We start from the raw sequence: 19,021 nt of genomic DNA on the forward strand, positions 1-19,021 counted from the left end.
GCTAAACTAAAAGAGGTTTAGCTTTTAAAGAAGTGCTTTTATAAAGGAAGAGATGTACTACGTTTTACGCATGTCATTGTTACATTAGAATGTACTTCTTGTACGTATTCTAAGCTTAGTAAATTATCGCGTACAAAGTGCTCATAACCTTCTATGCCTTGTGAAATTATGCGTAGCATAAAGTCCATTGTTCCGGCCATGGTGTAACACTCTGTTACTTGATCATAACTCATTATAAGTTTTTCAAATTCAGCAAGGTTCTTTTTACCGTGGTTTGATAAACGTACATGTGCATATACAAGCATATCAAAGCCAAGTTTTTTCTCATCTAAGAGAGCCACTTTACTTTTTATATAACCATCTTGCTCTAGCTTGGCAATTCGACGCCAGCATGGAGATTGAGACAAGCCTACTTTATCTGCAATTTCTGCGGTTGATAAACTAGCATCTTGTTGTAAAAGTGCCAATATTTGGCGATCTACGTGATTTAGAGACATTTTATTTCTTATTTATCAAATAAACTGGTTAAATTATACAACCATTTTAAAACTCAGTCTGCTTATTTTTAATTTTTATGCAGTTTGCCAAACTTAAAATAAGTAACTTAACCAAACTTACCGCTCACAAAAGGATTTGTTTGTTTTTCAAATCCAACCGTAGTGTCGCTCCCATGCCCTGCCAATATTTTAGTATTATCAGGTAAGGTTAGAATATGCGTCTTAATCGACTCTATAAGTTGTTCGCTGTTCCCCTTAGGGAAATCAGTTCGCCCTACTGAGCCTTTAAAAATAACATCACCTACAATAACGCATTCATAGTCTTGTTGATAAAACACAATATGACCAGATGTATGCCCCGGACAATGCTTCACTAAAAAGCTAAGTTTACCTACGCTCACGGTGTCGTTATGGTTTAGCCAAATATCCGGATAAAAAGGCTCAATAGGTTTAAACCCGAACATTTGTGCTTGCATAGGTAAGTTTTCAAACCAGAAGTACTCATCTTTTTGTGGGCCAATAATTTGTACGTTAAATTGATTACGTAAAATATCAGCCCCACCCACATGGTCTAAATGCCCGTGCGTTAACCAAATAGCACTTAACTCTAGTTTATGCTCATTAAGGGCTGCTACTATTTTATCAGGGTCACCACCTGGGTCTATGACTACGGCTTGTTTAGTTTCACTACACCAAATAATACGACTATTTTGTGCAAATGCAGTGACGGGTATGGTTATAATTTGCATATTAGATTTCTTTATTTTTTTGATCCGGGATAACAACTTCTTCTTCGAATGACATCAGTATTGGGTACTTTAAATACGCTTGATCATAAAATGGGCTTTGCTCATATAACCAGTTTAATCTCGCTTCAGCGTCGCTTGCGAACAATTTATCTTTAAGCTTTTCATCAAACTTAAGCGCTAGCTTTGGATTATCTTTTAGCATTTGGCGTGCAAACGGAATTAGTGCATAGTTTTCCATATACTCAGTACGCTGGAAAATAGTATTAAATTCCCCCCATGCAAAAAACGAATCGGGTGCTTCAGGATGCAATAAATGCACAGCAAGCTCACCTGCTTTTTGTTGAGTATTGACTTGATACCAACCATCTAAATCTACATTTATAGCGGGGACATAATCGAAACTTGCTGACACTCTAAAACGGCCTTCAAATGGTGCTTTATCAAACGTGTAGTCTGCCACCTTTGCTACTTTTAAAGGCTGTGTGTTTGCCCCTTCAAGTTTATTAATAGAGACACCGTGTAACTTTAGTTTCTTAATAATATTGCGATATACAGGCGGAATAAAAAAAGCTTTAGGTACTTCAACTGTATGTTGTACATCTTTTTGCCAATAAATAGGTAAGTCGATATATGTATGTGCTTTACCTAAATATTTAACTTCTTTTTGGCCCGAGAGTGCACTCATGCTTGATGAATATTCGATACCTTTAAACTGCGCAATCGTGTCAGCATGCTTGGCATAGCCACGCTTTACTATTAACTGTTTAGGAACAAATTCTTGCTCTTTTTTTACTGCATTAGCTAACTCATGACTATGCTTTGATAGCGCAGTAATAGCACCATCTAAAAACACGTAAGTTCCTAATACACGTTGCTTGTAAGGTTTTAATGAATGATTTTCAACTAAAATAGTCGGTAATGACTTTAAATCACCCCAACCATTTGAAAAGCGCGGTGTAGCAACCCACCCCGCTAATCCTTTTTTAAAGTCGCGCTTATCCATAACAAAAATAAGTGGCCCTGGCATGTGCCCTTGCTTAGCGAGCGTATCGTCAATCAGAGGTTTAAAAAACTGGTTTAGTGCATCTGATACCGCAGGCGACTCGCTTGAAAAAACCGGGTTGTAGCCATAAGTCACATCGTATTGATAATCTGCGCCATCGGTTACGTGTACATCAATATATAAATTTGGGTTGTAGTCGTTAATAACCTTTAAAACACTTCTAACTTCTGGGGTATCTAATTTGGTAAAATCACGATTTAAATTAAGGTTATTAGCATTTGTTCTAAAGCCCATTTTTGCAGGGCCCCGTTGATTGATGCGATTGAATGCACTACTACGTTCGTGCCCATCTACATTTAAAATAGGAATAAATAATATGTTTACCTTTTTTAAAATGTCACGACGCTTACCCGTTGCTATATCTCTAAGCAGCATAAACATGGCATCTTTACCGTCTATTTCACCAGAGTGTATCCCTGCCTGAATAAAAATAGTTGGCTTAGTGCTATTAGCCATTTGCCTTGCTTCAAAAAAGCCTTGCTCACTGGCAATCAGCATTTTAATTGCACGTTTGCTATTACTATAGCCGATGGTTTGAGATTGAAACTGAGTAGGGTTTGCAGCAACTAACCTATCTACAAATGCCATTGTATTTGCATAATCGGGTGACGCTTCACCTGCTGACAACTCAAAATCAGTAGTTAACGGCCCTTGTTTTTGTAAAAGCTCTACGCTTTTCCCCTGCCACTCAATTAATGGAGGTAAGTGTGCGTCATACGCAACACTTGCAGATAAAACTAGTAAACTTGCAAACATAAAATTCTCTAACAAACGCCTCAATTATATAAATTATATCAACTAATTTTTTTATAATGAGGAAACTGCGGTGATTCAACAAAAAAATGCAGCCAATTACATATCCCCTATTTACGGCTGTCTTTAGGGGCTTTATAAACTTATTAAGTCTAGGGCGTATTGTTCTTTGTGGATTGAAATTTGTTCAATCTAGGGGAGGTTTAATCGCGGTGCGAGGTTTGTACCTGTGGGCTCGATAACTGCTCCTACGTTATTCTATTGGGTTACATCCATTTAAGCATAAGTAAAAACCGAGCAACAAAGGGTTAACCGTCCCAAGATCGAGCTCAAAGGGCAGCATATATTTGGTATTCGCTTTGCTTAAAAGCCAAGCATACTACTGCAAATTCAACCACCAAGGTTCAACACGCTTTGGCAGTTCAGTACATTACTATTTATAAACTTAATTCCAAAAAAAATGTATGTTACTAAATAACAGGCACAAAAAAAGGAGCCATAGGCTCCTTTTTAATACTTATATAAAAAAGCTTAAGCGGCTAGGCCTTCTTTTGCTTTTTCTACAAGCGCTGCGAATGCAACTTGGTCGTAAACAGCGATATCTGCAAGGATCTTACGATCGATTTCTACAGATGTCTTTTTAAGACCATTGATAAAACGGCTGTAAGACAGACCATTTTGACGTGAAGCAGCATTGATACGTGCAATCCATAATTGACGGAAAGTACGTTTCTTCGCACGACGGTCACGGTAAGCGTATTGACCCGCTTTAGTAACAGCCTGGAAAGCTACGCGGTAAACACGTGAACGTGCTCCGTAGTAACCTTTTGCTTGTTTTAAAACTTTTTTGTGACGTGCACGTGCGACAACGCCGCGTTTAACTCTTGCCATTTCTAAAAACCCCTATTAAGCGAACGGTAACATACGTGAAACTAGACCATGGTCATTTTTATGAACCATCATCTTAGGACGTAGGTGTAACTTACGCTTAGAAGTTTTCTTAGTCAGAATATGACGAAGATGCGCTTGTTTACGCTTGAAACCGCCAGAAGCAGTCTTTTTGAAACGCTTAGCAGCGCCACTGTGACTTTTTAGCTTATAAGCCATTGCAATAACTCCAAATTGTATTGCTTTTAAATTAGTAAGCAGGCGTGAGATATATTTCTATAGCTCCACTTTTAGGCCTAACTTACTGCCATGTTCCGGTGAAGACCCAACATAAATGCCGCAATCTTACTTTAATACCGGTTAACTCAGGTGAATATTCGCATATTACTTGCAGACCTGAGCTAATTTCGGTGCGTATTATCGCTTAAAAATTATTTTTTAGCAACAGGCGCCATCATCATAACCATTTGGCGACCTTCAACACGATTTGGGAAAGACTCAACTACTGCAAGTTCTTCTAAATCGGCTTTGATACGGTTTAATAATTCTATACCAATTTCTTGGTGAGCCATTTCACGGCCACGGAAGCGGATCGTAATCTTAGCTTTATCGCCAGCTTCTAAGAACTTACGTAAGTTGCGAAGCTTAACCTGATAGTCACCTTCATCCGTACCAGGACGGAATTTGATTTCTTTAATCTGGATTTGCTTTTGCTTCTTTTTCTGCTCTTTTAGTTCTTTGCTTTTTTCAAAGATGAACTTACCGTAGTCCATGATTCTACAAACAGGCGGCTCAGCGTTTGGACTGATCTCAACAAGATCAACACCCGCTGCATCGGCCATAGTTTGCGCGTCTTGTAATGACTGAATTCCAGCTTGTTCGCCTTCAATGTCAATTAAACGAACTTCTTGCGCTGTAATTTCTTCGTTAATACGATTTTTTTGAGCTGTTTGTTGCCCTTTCTTGCCGCCTCTAATAGTACGTTCCTCCAAGAATATCAATAATATAAGCGTGTAATTGGCTGTTTGTTAATGCCTTACACGCTCGATTTTTACTGTCGATTTTTAATTTCTTCGCTAATTTTAGCTACAAAATCATCAACATTAAATTTGCCTAGGTCTTCACCTGTGCGAGTACGCACTGCTACTTCTTGTTGTTCAACTTCTTTATCGCCAACAACAAGTAAGTATGGAATACGCTTCAGTGTATGCTCACGGATTTTAAAGCCAATCTTCTCATTTCTCAAGTCAGCAGCGGCTCTAATTCCAAGTTTATTTAATTTTTGTACAACTTCTTTAACATAAGGAGCCTGTTTATCGGTAATATTCATAATTACCACTTGCTTTGGCGCAAGCCACGTTGGGAATAAACCAGCGTACTCTTCAGTTAAAATGCCAATAAAGCGTTCAATAGAACCTAAAATAGCACGATGTATCATTACAGGTGTACGACGTTCGTTATTTTCTGCTACATAAGTAGCGCCTAAACGACCCGGTAATGCAAAGTCTAATTGCACTGTACCACACTGCCACGCTCTGTCTAAACAATCGTATAAAGTAAATTCAATCTTCGGGCCATAAAACGCGCCTTCACCCGGAAGATAATCAAATTCAATATCGTTAAGCTTAAGTGCTTCGGCTAATGCAAGCTCAGCTTTATCCCACATATGGTCTTCACCAATGCGTTGTTCTGGGCGAGTAGATAGCTTAACTACAATCTTCTCAAATCCGAATGTCTCATATGTATCATAAACCATCTTAATACATGCTGAAACTTCGTCCATTATCTGCTCTTCAGTACAAAAAATGTGAGCATCATCTTGTGTAAAGCCACGTACACGCATTAAACCGTGTAGTGCACCTGATGGTTCATTACGATGACAACAACCAAATTCAGCCATACGAAGTGGTAAATCACGGTACGATTTTAAACCTTGGTTAAATATTTGCACATGGCCTGGGCAGTTCATTGGTTTAATTGCGTATTCACGCTTTTCAGACTCAGTGGTAAACATTGCTTCTGAATACTTTTCCCAGTGGCCTGATTTTTCCCAAAGTGAACGGTCCATCATCATTGGACCTTTTACTTCTTCGTACTCATATTCACGTAATTTTTCACGTACAAACTCTTCAAGCTCGCGGTAAATGCTCCAACCATCGTTGTGCCAAAATACCATGCCTGGCGCTTCTTCTTGCCAGTGCCATAAATCAAGCGCTTTACCAATACGACGGTGATCGCGTTTTTCAGCTTCTTCAAGGCGTTTTAAATACGCTTTAAGTTGCTTTTTATCGCCCCACGCTGTGCCGTAAATGCGTTGTAGCATTTTGTTTTCTGAATCACCGCGCCAATATGCACCCGCCACTTTCATTATTTTGAAGTTTTGGCAAAATTTCATGTTAGGAACGTGAGGTCCACGACACATGTCTACATATTCTTCGTGATGATATAACCCTGGACGATCATCTTTAGCAATGTTTTCGTCCAAAATTTCTATTTTGTATGTTTCGCCACGCGCTTCAAAAGTATCGCGTGCTTCTTGCCAGCTTACTGTTTTTTTCACTACGTCGTAGTTTGTTTTTGCAAGTTGCAACATACGCTTTTCAATTGCTTCAAGATCATCTTGTGATAATGAATGTTCCATATCGATATCGTAGTAAAAACCGTTATCAATGGTAGGACCAATTGCCATTTTTGCGTCTGGGAAAAGTTGCTTAACTGCATGACCAATTAAGTGAGCACAAGAGTGACGAATGATTTCAAGGCCGTCATCGTCTTTTGCGGTGATGATCTCAAGGCGAGAATCTTCACTAATTAAATCACATGCATCAACACGGTCGCCATTAACACGACCTGCAATGGTCGCTTTAGCTAAACCAGGACCAATATCGTTTGCAACATCAAGCGTACTTACAGGGTTTTCAAAACTACGTTGACTTCCGTCAGGAAGAGTAATAACTGGCATTATAAATCCTTACTACAGTGGTGACACCTACAATGTATCACGTGTATTTTTATTAAATTAAATGAGAATGGCTCGACAACGCTTTTACGAATAAGCATTGACTAATTAATGTAGATGACGAGTCTGTTCAACTACAAGGATATATTGTCGCGTGCTGTGCATTTAATTACAAGTTTAAAGGGGTGAAATCCTCCCGTTTTGAGCACTAAATGCAGCTTTTAGTGCAAAAAAAATCATTTAGTTAAAATATAAAAGCATCAACGCGCTAATTACGCACCTACAACTATACCTACACTCGCATTTTAATGTGCGTTGCGTATAATACTGCGTAATTAAGTTATTTTAGAGAATAGACATGAGAACATGTGGTGTAGAAATTACCGGTAGTGATGTACTACTTTGTATTTTAAGTAAAGATAATGACGTATTTGATATTCGCGATGTGCGCCAAACACGCTTTACCTTAGGTAACGGTAACGACACTGAAGTAATGCGTAAATTTCAATTCGATTTTGCAAAACTAATGCAAGATTACCAAATTGATTCTGTTGCAATCCGTGAGCGTCAGCCTAAAGGTAAATTTGCTGGCAGCGCGAAGGGATTCAAAATGGAAACTGCGATTCAATTAATCGACAATTTAGATGTACGTTTGTTTACCACAACTGAAATTAAAGAACAGGTAAAGCGTAATCCTATCCCTATTGATTTTGAAGAAACAGGCCTTAAAAAGTACCAAGAAAATGCATTTGTAAACGCTTACGTTTACATCATGAAAAAAACATACCGCAGCGACGAAATGTAAACTCATTACTCGTTAAAAAACGCGTACTTACATTGTAAGACGCGTTTTTTTGTGTCTAAAAAGTAGTATTAGCTTTTATTAATCTAATAATACATTAGTCTAACTGCACTTCTCTTTGTCGACAATATGTGTTTATTTTAACTTTGTAGTTTACATAACTCACACACATTTTCATGGAGAGAGCAATGCACACACACACACTATTGCGGTAAAAGAAGTAGAACAAATAAATCACTTACCGTTATCGCAAAGCTATTTTAAAGGTATACAAAGCACACCTTTAACAAATTCAACCATTGGCGAGTACTTTGACTTTATTGTCGACAAAAACCCAGAGGCGTTAGCTGTTGTAGTTCATCATCAGGGTATTCGTTTAACGTATAAGGAATTTCAAAAAGAAGTTAATCAACTCGCTATGGGGTTGCTGGCACTTGGCGTGAAACCAGGCGAACGTGTTGGTATTTGGTCTCCTAATAATATTGAGTGGTGCTTAACCCAATTCGCAACAGCTAAAATTGGCGCAATAATGGTGTGTATTAACCCTGCATATCGCCCTAACGAATTACAATACGCCTTAAATAGTGTTGAATGCTCCACCTTAATTACAGCATCAAACTTCAAAGGCAGTGATTATATAGAAATGCTTAATTGTTTAGCGCCAGAACTTGCAACTTGCGATAAAGACACACTTAATTTAAAAGCACTGCCCACTCTTAAAAATATAGTCCGCATTGGCGATGAAGCACCTCCTGGTATGCATTCTTTTAATGATGTTATTAACTTGCCAACAGCAGCACATGAGCGTGAATTAAAAGCAATAGGTGCACACTTAAATGCTGAGCAAGACATCAATATACAATTTACATCAGGCACAACAGGCAACCCAAAAGGCGCAACGCTCACTCATAAAAATATTTTAAATAATGCGCTATTCGTCGCCGAATCCATGCATTTTACAAGCAATGACAAGTTATGCATTCCGATCCCGCTGTATCATTGCTTTGCTATGGTACTAGGTAGCTTATTATGTGTAAGTAAGGGTGCTGCAGCAATTTACCCAGGTGATTCGTTTGATGCAAAAACAACCCTTGATGTAGTGCAACAAGAAGGCTGCACAGCGCTGCATGGGGTACCAACTATGTTTATTAGTGAGCTTGAACTAAGTAATTTTAACGATTATGACTTAAGTACTTTACGCACGGGTGTAATGGCAGGTTCAACGTGCCCTGAGCAAGTAATGCGAAAAGTACAAACACAAATGAACATGCATCAAGTGCTCATTGCTTACGGACAAACTGAGTGCAGCCCCATAAACAACATTACCGAAACAGACTCTTCAATAGAGCGCCAAGTAACGACTGTTGGCCGTGCGCTTGCACATACCGAGGTTAAAATTATTGACGAGTTGGGTAACATTCAACAAATTGGTCAACCTGGCGAAGTGTGTAGTAAAGGTGCAGGTATAATGCGCTGCTATTGGAATGACGAATCTAAAACAAAAGCCACAATAGATGACAGCGGTTGGCTGCACTCTGGTGATTTAGGTGTTATGGATACTGAAGGGTTTGTCACTATAGTCGGGCGTATTAAGGATATGATTATTCGCGGCGGCGAAAACATTTATCCGCGCGAAATAGAAGAAGTGCTTTACACCTACCCAGGCATTCAAGATGCAGCCATATTTGGTATAACAGATGAAAAGTATGGCGAGGAAGTGTGCGCTTGGATCCAACCAAAAGAAGATGCAGTGCTGGATGAGCAAGCAGTTCGTGAGTTTTTGAAAGACAAACTAGCCTACTTTAAAATGCCACGACATATCCGTTTTGTAGAAAACTACCCAATGACAGTAACAGGTAAACTGCAAAAATTTAAAATGCGAGAGCAAATGCAAGAAGAGCTAAGCGATAAGGCTTTCTCTTAATTTCTCTTCTATGGAAAACCTGTATTGCGAATAATAAATCTACCTCAAGCAACTATTAAAAAGCACAGCCGATTGGCTGTGCTTTTTATGTTTTGAATTTATTATAAATCCAACATTCTCTTTTTTAAACGCTCTAAATCAATCGCACTTGAGCGTACTGTTAATTTAATATGGCTGTATTCATATTCTTCTTTAACAACACTCATACTCGATCGAATTTCGCCCACGATACCTTTGGCTGTGTACGGTATAACAATCTCTTCTTCAATCATGTCTTCTTGAGCAATATCAACAATATATTTATGCAGTTTACTAATATCATCAGGGTTACGCGTAGAGGTCATCATTGCATCAGGAAACTCATCCATTAGCGATTGCTGCTGCTCAGTACTTAATTGGTCTGATTTATTCAGCACTAATAATTTTTTGCTGCCTTCCACACCAACTTCTGCCAGTACTTTATGTACTACTTCAAGCTGTGAACGAAAAGAAGGGTCTGATGCATCAACCACATACAAAAGTAGCGACGCATCATGTGCTTCAGCGAGTGTTGAGTGAAACGAAGCAACCAAATCGTGTGGTAACTTTTTAATAAAACCAACTGTATCAGATACGAGTATACGAGGCTGTGTAATTGGATATAACGCACGAACTGTAGTATCTAGCGTAGCAAAAAGTTTGTTTTCGCCTTCCACATCACTGCCTGTAATTGCACGCATCATTGATGACTTACCAGCATTGGTATAACCAATTAAAGCTACTGAAAATAGCTCAGAGCGCTGCGTACGTCTGTCCATCATTACATCTTGAACACTAACAAGCTCACGCTTTAATTCTGCTAATTGATCGCGCACCTTACGGCGATTTAGCTCAAGGGTGGTTTCACCCGCCCCTTTACCCATTTGGCGTTCTTTATCACCTGTTGATGTTTCACGAAGACGAGGCGCGACATAATTAAGGCGAGCAATTTCAACTTGTAATTTTGCTGTTTTAGTTCGCGCATGGCGGCTAAATATTTCAATGATTATGCCTGTGCGGTCAAATACTTCTACACCTAACTGGTTCTCAACATTACGTAGCTGAGAAGGCGTTAAATCGCAATCAAATACTACAACATCGGCACACGCAAAATCTAAATCGTCTGATGGGATTTCTGACGGCATGTCAGATAATGGATCGTCATCAAGAACATTTTCATCTTCTTGCTCATCTGCAGCAGACCCTTTATTACCGGTAAGGTGCGCTATTTCTGCTAGTTTGCCTGAGCCAAGTACATTAACCTTTTGGGTAGAACTTTGCTTTTGCGATTGAGTACCTACTACTTTAAACCCTAAAGTAGTCACCAAGCGCGCAAGTTCTGCAAGCGACTCTGTAGCTTCGTCTCCTTTAAACTGTGGTGTGCTAATAGAAATAAGTAAGGCGTTTGGAAGTGATGCTTTTGCAGTTGTTTGCATAAATTTTTGTGTTAATGCACTAAGGTGCAAACCTATTTTTCATTCGAAAGTAAGTTGATCCTACGCTGTTATAGCTCAGCTTTATAGAGTTATAATTAACTAATCACTTTTATAACTAAATCTAGCCACAATTAGATATAAATTTATGGCTAAATTTGGCACTCAATCGTATTTTTTATACTACGCCTTGCTCAATCATTGCATCGGCAACGCGCCTAAAGCCTGCAATATTAGCACCCAATAAAAGGTTTCCTGGCTCACCAAATTCTGTAGCGGTATCGTTGGCTGTCACAAATATATTTTTCATAATTTGCTTTAGTTTCTCGTCAACCTCTTCAAAGGTCCAACTTTGCATACTCGCATTTTGTGCCATTTCTAATTGGCTTGTTGCAACGCCGCCAGCATTTGCGGCTTTACCTGGCCCATACGCAATTTTTGCAGCAATAAAGCTATTAATAGCCTCTTTAGTTGAAGGCATGTTTGCGCCTTCACTTACTAATAAACAGCCGCCAGATAATAATGCGTTAGCGTCTGCCTGTGTTAATTCATTTTGTGTGGCGCACGGAAAAGCAGCGTCAGCATTAAAGCGCCAAACAGCATGCCCATCTTTAGGGTAGTCATTTACAGTAATATAAATAGCATCAGGATGAGTTTGTTTGTATACGCTTAAGCAATTACGCGATTGCTCTTTCAAACATTTAATAAGATTTAAATCTATACCCGACTCATGATATACAGTGCCACGAGAGTCGCTGCAACTTACTGGTGTTGCACCCATTTGATAAAGTTTTTCCATAGCATAAATAGCAACATTACCTGCGCCCGAGACTAAGCAGCGCTTACCTTGTAGGCTATCACCGCGCGCTTGCAGCATGTAGTCAGCAAAATAAACAGCGCCGTATCCCGTGGCTTCTTTTCGTACAAGCGATCCACCCCACAATAAGCTTTTACCTGTTAAAACGCCTTCATAGCGACCAGTTAAACGTTTATATTGACCAAACAGGTAGCCTATTTCTCTCGCCCCTACTCCAATGTCTCCAGCGGGTACGTCGGTTGTAGGGCCAATATGGCGATAGAGCTCGCTCATAAATGATTGGCAAAAACGCATTATTTCAGCATCTGAGCGCCCTTTTGGATCAAAGTTTGCCCCGCCTTTACCACCACCGATTGGTAAACCTGTTAAAGCATTTTTAAATATTTGCTCAAACCCTAAAAATTTAATTATGCTGGCATTTACACTTGGGTGAAAACGTAAGCCACCTTTATAGGGGCCAAGTGCAGAGTTAAACTCAATTCTGTAGCCTTTATTTACCTGAATATTGCCTTCGTCATCAACCCAAGGAACTCTAAACATAATTTGGCGTTCGGGCTCTACTAAGCGTTGAATAATGGCATTTTTTTTGTATTTTTCTGAGTTTTCTAAGATCGGTTCGAGTGATTCAAGCACTTCTTCAACAGCTTGATAAAACTCACACTGGGCAGGACTACTATTTTTTAATTGTGCAATTGTACTATGGATATAATTCATAATTATTCTTCCGTGTAAATAATAAAAGTATTTATCAAATGTTAAAGTAAACGTGATCAAGTTTATGACTCATGCTTTAAGGTCTTAATTTAATATAATTAACTGTTACCTTAGCATGGAAAGTTAAGATGTTTAACGTGCAGCACTTGAATTATTTTTGATTGGAATCTTGATTTTTATTTATTAAAGATGAATTTAAATTCACAGCTGTACGTAAGTATTCGTACAAGCTAAATTGTAATGTTTTCAAAAGGGAATTTTAGAAGTATTAGTTAGGTGTGGGTTTGTTTAAAAATATAACAATTAATGGGCTTTATACTGCATTGCGCTCGCAAAAAACCCATTAACTAAAAGCTAATTAGCTAAAACCAGTTACTCAGCAGACTCTTCTGGACGGTGCTGCTTTTGTACGCCGGTTAAAAACAAGCGTAATATTTGATCGTTACAAACACGGTAATGTTTGTTATCTACTTTTCGAGAAAACGCACTTAACTCATGTTTACTTAAATCAAAATCAACAAGTGCAAGTGTTGCTATAACATCTTCTGCTTTCATGTTTAAAGCAATACGTAGCTTCATAAAGATAATATTGTTATTTAGCTTTTTCTCAGGCTCTGGCTGCTCACCTTCGCGTTTGCCACGTTGGGTATTAATAAACCCATTTAAAAAGCTAGCAAACTCAGTATCACTTATTGGGGTAAAAGCCTCTTCACCTTCTTTAGTTAACCATGCAATTACTTGCTCTTTGGTAACAGCATGCTCTGCTGATGCAAAAACATTGACCATAGCAGTATCAGTTAAGTTAAAAGTGTAGCGAATGCGGCGTAAAATATCGTTATTAGTCAAAGTAAATCCCAAAGTGAGGTATAGCAACCAAGCAGTTATTGCTTAATTTTAAATAAGCACCTAGTTTAACAGGTTTACTAATACCACCCTATTAATTTTTATTTAAGCTTCATATACCTAGTTACCTAGCACCTTGGCAGGATCTACGCGCGTTGCTTGCCATGCAGGATAAATAGTTGCAAGTATCGCAAGCACAAACGTAACAATTATTGTAATACCAATGTCTTCAAGTACTAATTTACTTGGTAAAAACTCTATAAAATAAACACCTTCAAGCGGATTGGCTCCAAATAATTGGCTTATCCACGTAAAAAGCTCACTTATATTAAGCGCTAACACCACCCCAATTAGTGTTCCTAGTGCCACGCCTACAAATGCTTGCATTAAGCCCTGCATTACAAAGGTGGCTAAAATAGTGCTGTCTTTCGCGCCCATGGTTTTTAAAATAGCAATATTGCCTTGTTTTTCGCGCACTTCCATCACCAAGGAAGACACAATATTAAAACTAGCTACTGCAATAATTAAAAACACCACAATATAAACAATGGTACGTACCATTTGAATATCTTGATACAGGCTGCCTTGGGTTCTGAACCAACTAGAAATATACACATAGTCGTCAATAGTTTGGCCCACTTTTAACGCTATTTGATGCGCTGAAAATACATCATCAACACTTAATCGCAGCCCTGTGACTTGAGTCTCGTCGTAACCCAATGTTTGCTGCGCTTTGTTAATATGTATAAACGCAGCGGTACTATCAATCGGCCCGCCCATTTCTATAACACCTGCAAGATTAAGTGTTACGCGTTTCGGCGCTAATAACGACTGACCTTTTTGACTAATTTGCGGAATAAGTAACGTAATGTTGTCGCCTACTTTGGCATCTAACTGTTTTACTATTTGCTTGCCTAAGATAACGTTATCAAAGCCTAACTGGCTCACTAATTTACCACTGGTAAACTGGTTTACCGCCGATACATTACTCTCAAGCGATGGCTCTATACCACGAATTTCAACTGCTTTTAACTGGCTTTTATATTGCGCCATCCCATTTACAGCAATAAATGGCGCAGCCCCTGTTACATGCGGTTGTGTTTGTAAATCCTCAACCTTTTGCGACCAATTCGCGATGGGTCTACTTGGTGCTACATATTCAACCTGCGGTACAACACTTAGTAAGCGGTGTACTAGTTGCTGCTCAAAGCCATTAATTACAGACAGCGCCACAATTAAAACCGCGACACCTAATAAAATACCAATAGTCGATGCTTTAGCGATAAAACTAACAAAGCCGTTTTTTTCGTCTTTATGGCCTGAGTAAGCTCTAAAGCGTTTACTTAAAAATGCACTAAGCAACATACTGCGACTCTTTAATAGCTAGTTTTCCATCATCTAAATACGCTATTTTACCCAGCTTATCGGCAAGCTCTAAATCGTGTGTAACCACTACAAAACTCGTGTTTAAACTTTGGTTTAGCTCGTTAATTAAATCGTAAATTTTAATCGCATTTTGTTTATCTAAATTACCGGTTGGCTCATCAGCAAGCACAAGCGCAGGTTTTGTAACCAGTGCACGGGCAATAGCCACGCGTTGGCGCTCTCCACCAGAAAGCGCAGACGGTTTATGCGAGCTGCGATGTGCAAGGCCTACTTTTTCGAGCATATCGAGCGCTTGTACTTTGGCCTCTTTTGCACTTAAACCTTTAATTAATAATGGTATAGCTACGTTTTCTACCGCGCTAAACTCCATTAATAAATGATGAAATTGATAGATAAACCCTAAATTTTGGTTTCTAAATGCGGCTTGCTCTGTTCGCGAAAGCTTGGCAACTTCTTGGTTTTTGATTTTAGCGCTACCTGAGCTTGCGGTATCTAATGTGCCAAGTATGTGTAAAAGCGTACTTTTACCAGAACCAGAGCTACCCACAATCGCGAGCATTTCGCCCTGCTGAAGTGCTAAATCAACACCTTTTAATACTTCAACTTGGTTGTTGCCGTCTTGATAAATTTTACTTAAATTTTCACAACTAATCACTAAATCATTCATAACGTAATACCTCTGCTGGTTTTACTTTTGCGGCTTTACGCGCAGGATACAAGGTAGCTAAAAAGCTCATAGCAATACTGGCAAACGCTATTATTACTAAACTTAAAATATCAAATTTTACCGGAAGCTCTATACCTGCCAGTAAGTTTAAACCTACTAATGCTAGTAACTCATTTATATACAAACTAAATATCACACCTAAAAACGCACCTATTGCAGTACCTATTACACCGTTATATAAGCCTTGCACCATAAATACTTTTTGTACTTGCGAAGGCGTTAAACCTAACGTTTGCAATATGGCTACCNCTCGCCTTGTTTTTCGCTTACCATCATGGTTAATGCCGATACAATATTAAATACAGCCACCAATACAATAAGTGCAAGCAACATAGACATAATGCGCTTTTCCATAGCAACGGCTGCAAATAAAGTACCTTGGGTACTGCGCCAATCACTGTAATTGTGATCTTTTAAAATACGTTGGCTTGCTTCAATAAATTCATCTAGTTCGAACGGTTCATGCAACGAGATACTTAAATTAGGGGCTGTGTTTTTATCGAGCTTAAGCACGCGTTGCAGCGAAGCGCCACTGGTAAACGCAAGTGCCATATCGATTTCAGAGCCGGTTTCGTATATTGCGGCAACTTTAAATAAACGCTGGCTAGGTACTCGCCCAAGTGGCGTATAAGTTGAAGCGTTAGGCATAATAACGCGTAGCTTATCACCCACGCTAACGCCTAATTTACGACTCAAATAACGGCTTATAGCAATACTGTAGTTTTTGTTAAGTACGGTTTTCCAATCGCCTTGCACTATTTTGTCGGTAATTTTATATAAAGAGCCGTTATCGTCGTAAAGGCCTTGCAGTAACACGCCGTGTAAATCTTTATTAGTTTGTAAAATAGCTTCGCCGTGGCGATATAAGCTTACATGGTCAACATAGGGAGATTGTTCGAGATCGGTTTTTAAGTCATTCATTTGTGTAGCGGTATGTGCTTCCGCTTTTATTTCAACGTGAGGAATAAGCCCTAGCATGTTCGTTTTTAAGCTATTTTCAAAGCCATTCATTACACTGCTGACCGTAAATAAAGCCATTAAACCAATAGCGATACCGGCAATAGAAAAAAACGATATAAAGGATATAAACGCATTTCCCTTAGAGGAGCGACTGTATCTAAGCCCAATAAATAAGCTAACCGGTTGAAACATATTATTTTTAACACTTATCCTAAAAGTATTGAGCAATAGTAGCACGAAAAAAGTGCCTTTGGGTATGGCATAAAATGTAAGAAATAATTTAAAAATCTGATACTTGGCTATATTTAAAGCAATATGTATTTAACCATTAACTCGTGGTTAAGTTTTAAGCCCTTTAACTAAATAATCGAGTAAAACGCGTACATTTGTGGCCACAAACTGCCTTGGTGGATACACGCCCCATACACCCTCTTGCTGTGGTTGATAAGCCGTTAGAATAGGGACCAGTACCCCAGAGGAAATTTCGTTGCCAATGTAGTAGTCTGGGAGCTGTACAATACCAAGCCCCTTTTTTGCGCCATCCACCAGCGCCCAACCACTATTACACTGTAGCCGCCCCGCTATTTTAATGTGTTTATCACGCCCATTTTCGTTTACGCGCCAGTAGCTACTATTACCAATTAAACATTCATGGCTGTTTAGCTCGCCTAAAGTATGCGGCTCACCAAATCGAGTTAAATACTGTGGTGCCGCGCACATAATAAAGCGCCTTGCACTTAACCTGCGCGCTTTTAAGCTTGAATCTTTTAGATGCCCTAACCTTATTGCTAAATCAAAGCCGCCCTCTAACAAGTTTTCTTGCTCGTTACTTAATGTGGCAATAACTTCGACCTCGGGATGATCCTTCATAAAATTATGCACTATGGGCATAATGAACGTTTCCCCATACATAACAGGGGCGGTGAGTTTTATTTTACCCTTTGGTGTACTTTGTTGTTGAGCAAGACCTTGAGTTGCCTCGTCCATAGCGTGTTGTAAGTGCTTTATTTGATGTAGGTACACTTCACCTTCTTTAGTTAAAACAACTTTACGGGTTGTACGGGTTAAAAGTTGAGTATTTAAACGTTGCTCAAGCGATGTTACATGGCGGCTAATATGCGCAACCGAAAGCCCTAGCGTTTTAGCAGCTGCGGTAAAGCTGCCCTCTTCACCTACCGCTATAAACTCATCTATCCCATCCCAACGCGCCATTATTACCATACTGTAAAAGTGTTTTAATAAATCAGAGATTATCATTGTTTGAGAAACAAATACAATACGCGCATCACCCAAGCAAATTGGGTCTACAATTATTTTTTAATAGCCAGTTAAAGGAAATAAAAACATGTCTGAATTTATTAAATCAAAAGCTGCCATTGCTTGGGGTCCTAATCAACCACTTAGTGTTGAGGAAGTTGATGTAATGATGCCTAAAAAAGGCGAAGTAATGGTAAAAATTATCGCTACTGGTGTATGTCATACCGATGCATTTACATTATCGGGTGAAGATCCTGAAGGCATATTTCCTGCTATTTTAGGCCATGAAGGCGCTGGTGTTGTCTATGCCGTTGGCGAAGGCGTAACCAGTGTTGAAGTTGGGGACCATGTTATTCCTCTATACACTGCTGAATGTGGCGTATGTAAAATGTGTACTTCAGGTAAAACTAATCTATGTTCAGCTGTACGCGAAACACAAGGTAAAGGCCTAATGCCAGACGGCACAACACGCTTTTTTAAAGACGGCCAACCAATTTACCACTACATGGGTACATCAACGTTCTCTGAGTACACTGTATTGCCAGAAATTTCACTCGCTAAAGTAAATAAAGAAGCCTCTTTAGAAGAGATTTGCTTACTCGGCTGTGGTGTAACAACAGGAATGGGCGCAGTTACAAACACAGCTAAAGTAAAACCTGGCGACACGGTTGCTATATTCGGCTTAGGCGGCATTGGTTTATCAGCCATTATTGGCGCAAAAATGGCTGGTGCGGGTCGTATTATTGGTGTTGATATAAACACCACTAAATTCGATTTAGCAACAAAACTTGGTGCAACTGATTTAATTAATCCAAAAGATTTCGACAAGCCAATTCAAGAAGTTATTGTTGAAATGACTGACGGTGGCGTTGACTACTCGTTTGAATGTATTGGTAATGTTGATGTTATGCGCTCAGCGCTTGAGTGTTGTCATAAAGGTTGGGGCGAATCGGTAATTATTGGTGTAGCCGGTGCTGGCCAAGAAATATCAACCCGTCCGTTTCAACTGGTAACTGGGCGTGTATGGCGTGGCAGTGCATTTGGTGGCGTTAAGGGTCGTTCACAACTACCTGAAATAGTAGAGCGTTATATGGCTGGAGAATTTGCTCTTAACGACTTTATTACCCATACAATGGGCCTTGAAGATATTAACGAAGCATTTGATTTAATGCACGAAGGTAAAAGCATTCGTACAGTAATTCATTACTAATATTTGCTTAAATACGTTTAA

General features: G+C 39.2%; 16 protein-coding genes and 1 pseudogene. 3 read left to right on the top strand and 14 right to left on the bottom strand.

The window, feature by feature from the left end; all coding sequences use genetic code 11:
• Positions 1 to 38: 38 nt before the first annotated feature.
• The 7 genes from L656_RS0118345 to thrS all read right to left on the bottom strand — a co-directional run bounded on the left by L656_RS0118345 (position 39) and on the right by thrS (position 6,912).
• On the bottom strand, positions 39 to 497 hold the full coding sequence (locus L656_RS0118345; protein WP_007375323.1) for an Lrp/AsnC family transcriptional regulator: 459 nt from the start codon (positions 495 to 497) through the stop codon (positions 39 to 41).
• A gap of 107 nt (positions 498 to 604) precedes the next feature.
• A complete protein-coding gene (locus L656_RS0118350; protein WP_024600273.1) occupies positions 605 to 1,246 on the bottom strand; it encodes an MBL fold metallo-hydrolase in 642 nt (213 codons plus the stop codon).
• A gap of 1 nt (position 1,247) precedes the next feature.
• Positions 1,248 to 3,065, bottom strand: a complete 1,818-nt coding sequence (locus L656_RS0118355; protein ID WP_024600274.1) for a M14 family metallopeptidase — start codon at positions 3,063 to 3,065, stop codon at positions 1,248 to 1,250.
• Between the two features lie 528 nt (positions 3,066 to 3,593).
• On the bottom strand, positions 3,594 to 3,953 hold the full coding sequence (gene rplT / locus L656_RS0118360; RefSeq protein ID WP_002960711.1) for a 50S ribosomal protein L20: 360 nt from the start codon (positions 3,951 to 3,953) through the stop codon (positions 3,594 to 3,596).
• Positions 3,954 to 3,968: 15 nt separating this feature from the next.
• Positions 3,969 to 4,169 carry a 50S ribosomal protein L35 gene (rpmI, locus tag L656_RS0118365; RefSeq protein ID WP_002960713.1) on the bottom strand — a complete coding sequence of 67 codons (201 nt, stop codon included), beginning with the start codon at positions 4,167 to 4,169 and terminating at the stop codon, positions 3,969 to 3,971.
• Positions 4,170 to 4,381: 212 nt separating this feature from the next.
• The gene (gene infC / locus L656_RS0118370; RefSeq protein ID WP_002960714.1) at positions 4,382 to 4,942 is read right to left on the bottom strand and encodes a translation initiation factor IF-3; all 561 of its coding nucleotides are present in this window, start codon (positions 4,940 to 4,942) and stop codon (positions 4,382 to 4,384) included.
• Positions 4,943 to 5,001: 59 nt separating this feature from the next.
• On the bottom strand, positions 5,002 to 6,912 hold the full coding sequence (gene thrS, locus L656_RS0118375) for a threonine--tRNA ligase (RefSeq protein WP_007582683.1): 1,911 nt from the start codon (positions 6,910 to 6,912) through the stop codon (positions 5,002 to 5,004).
• Between the two features lie 355 nt (positions 6,913 to 7,267).
• On the opposite strand from thrS, the gene L656_RS0118380 reads away from it, so the two are divergent.
• Positions 7,268 to 7,714 (top strand): DUF3010 family protein, encoded by a 447-nt coding sequence (locus tag L656_RS0118380; protein WP_007582681.1) that lies wholly within the window; start codon positions 7,268 to 7,270, stop codon positions 7,712 to 7,714.
• 154 nt (positions 7,715 to 7,868) lie between these two features.
• Positions 7,869 to 9,635: an AMP-binding protein gene (locus L656_RS0118385; protein WP_446727584.1), complete on the top strand. Its 1,767-nt coding sequence runs from the start codon at positions 7,869 to 7,871 to the stop codon at positions 9,633 to 9,635.
• Between the two features lie 101 nt (positions 9,636 to 9,736).
• On the opposite strand, the gene hflX is transcribed toward L656_RS0118385, so the two are convergent.
• The 7 genes and pseudogenes from hflX to L656_RS0118420 form a co-directional block, all read right to left on the bottom strand.
• Complete coding sequence (gene hflX, locus L656_RS0118390; RefSeq protein ID WP_024600276.1) at positions 9,737 to 11,089, bottom strand: GTPase HflX; 1,353 nt, start codon at positions 11,087 to 11,089, stop codon at positions 9,737 to 9,739.
• A 175-nt stretch (positions 11,090 to 11,264) separates the two neighbouring features.
• Complete coding sequence (gene gdhA, locus L656_RS0118395) at positions 11,265 to 12,617, bottom strand: NADP-specific glutamate dehydrogenase (protein WP_024600277.1); 1,353 nt, start codon at positions 12,615 to 12,617, stop codon at positions 11,265 to 11,267.
• Positions 12,618 to 12,989: 372 nt separating this feature from the next.
• Positions 12,990 to 13,463, bottom strand: a complete 474-nt coding sequence (locus tag L656_RS0118400) for a DUF1456 family protein (protein ID WP_024600278.1) — start codon at positions 13,461 to 13,463, stop codon at positions 12,990 to 12,992.
• A gap of 117 nt (positions 13,464 to 13,580) precedes the next feature.
• Positions 13,581 to 14,825: a lipoprotein-releasing ABC transporter permease subunit gene (locus L656_RS0118405; RefSeq protein WP_024600279.1), complete on the bottom strand. Its 1,245-nt coding sequence runs from the start codon at positions 14,823 to 14,825 to the stop codon at positions 13,581 to 13,583.
• On the bottom strand, positions 14,815 to 15,513 hold the full coding sequence (gene lolD, locus L656_RS0118410; RefSeq protein ID WP_024600280.1) for a lipoprotein-releasing ABC transporter ATP-binding protein LolD: 699 nt from the start codon (positions 15,511 to 15,513) through the stop codon (positions 14,815 to 14,817). The genes L656_RS0118405 and lolD overlap by 11 nt, the downstream gene beginning before the upstream one ends.
• A pseudogene (locus L656_RS01000000122430) lies at positions 15,506 to 16,725 on the bottom strand (lipoprotein-releasing ABC transporter permease subunit). The gene lolD and the pseudogene L656_RS01000000122430 overlap by 8 nt, the downstream one beginning before the upstream one ends.
• Before the next feature lie 147 nt (positions 16,726 to 16,872).
• Positions 16,873 to 17,745: a LysR family transcriptional regulator gene (locus tag L656_RS0118420; RefSeq protein WP_024600281.1), complete on the bottom strand. Its 873-nt coding sequence runs from the start codon at positions 17,743 to 17,745 to the stop codon at positions 16,873 to 16,875.
• A 133-nt stretch (positions 17,746 to 17,878) separates the two neighbouring features.
• Here L656_RS0118420 and L656_RS0118425 point away from each other — a divergent pair, with 133 nt between their 5' ends.
• Positions 17,879 to 19,000, top strand: coding sequence for an S-(hydroxymethyl)glutathione dehydrogenase/class III alcohol dehydrogenase (locus L656_RS0118425; RefSeq protein ID WP_024600282.1), 1,122 nt, complete (start codon positions 17,879 to 17,881; stop codon positions 18,998 to 19,000).
• Positions 19,001 to 19,021 lie beyond the last annotated feature (21 nt).

The sequence above is a fragment of the Pseudoalteromonas sp. TAE56 genome, assembly GCF_000497955.1.
In the GTDB taxonomy this organism is placed as follows: domain Bacteria; phylum Pseudomonadota; class Gammaproteobacteria; order Enterobacterales; family Alteromonadaceae; genus Pseudoalteromonas.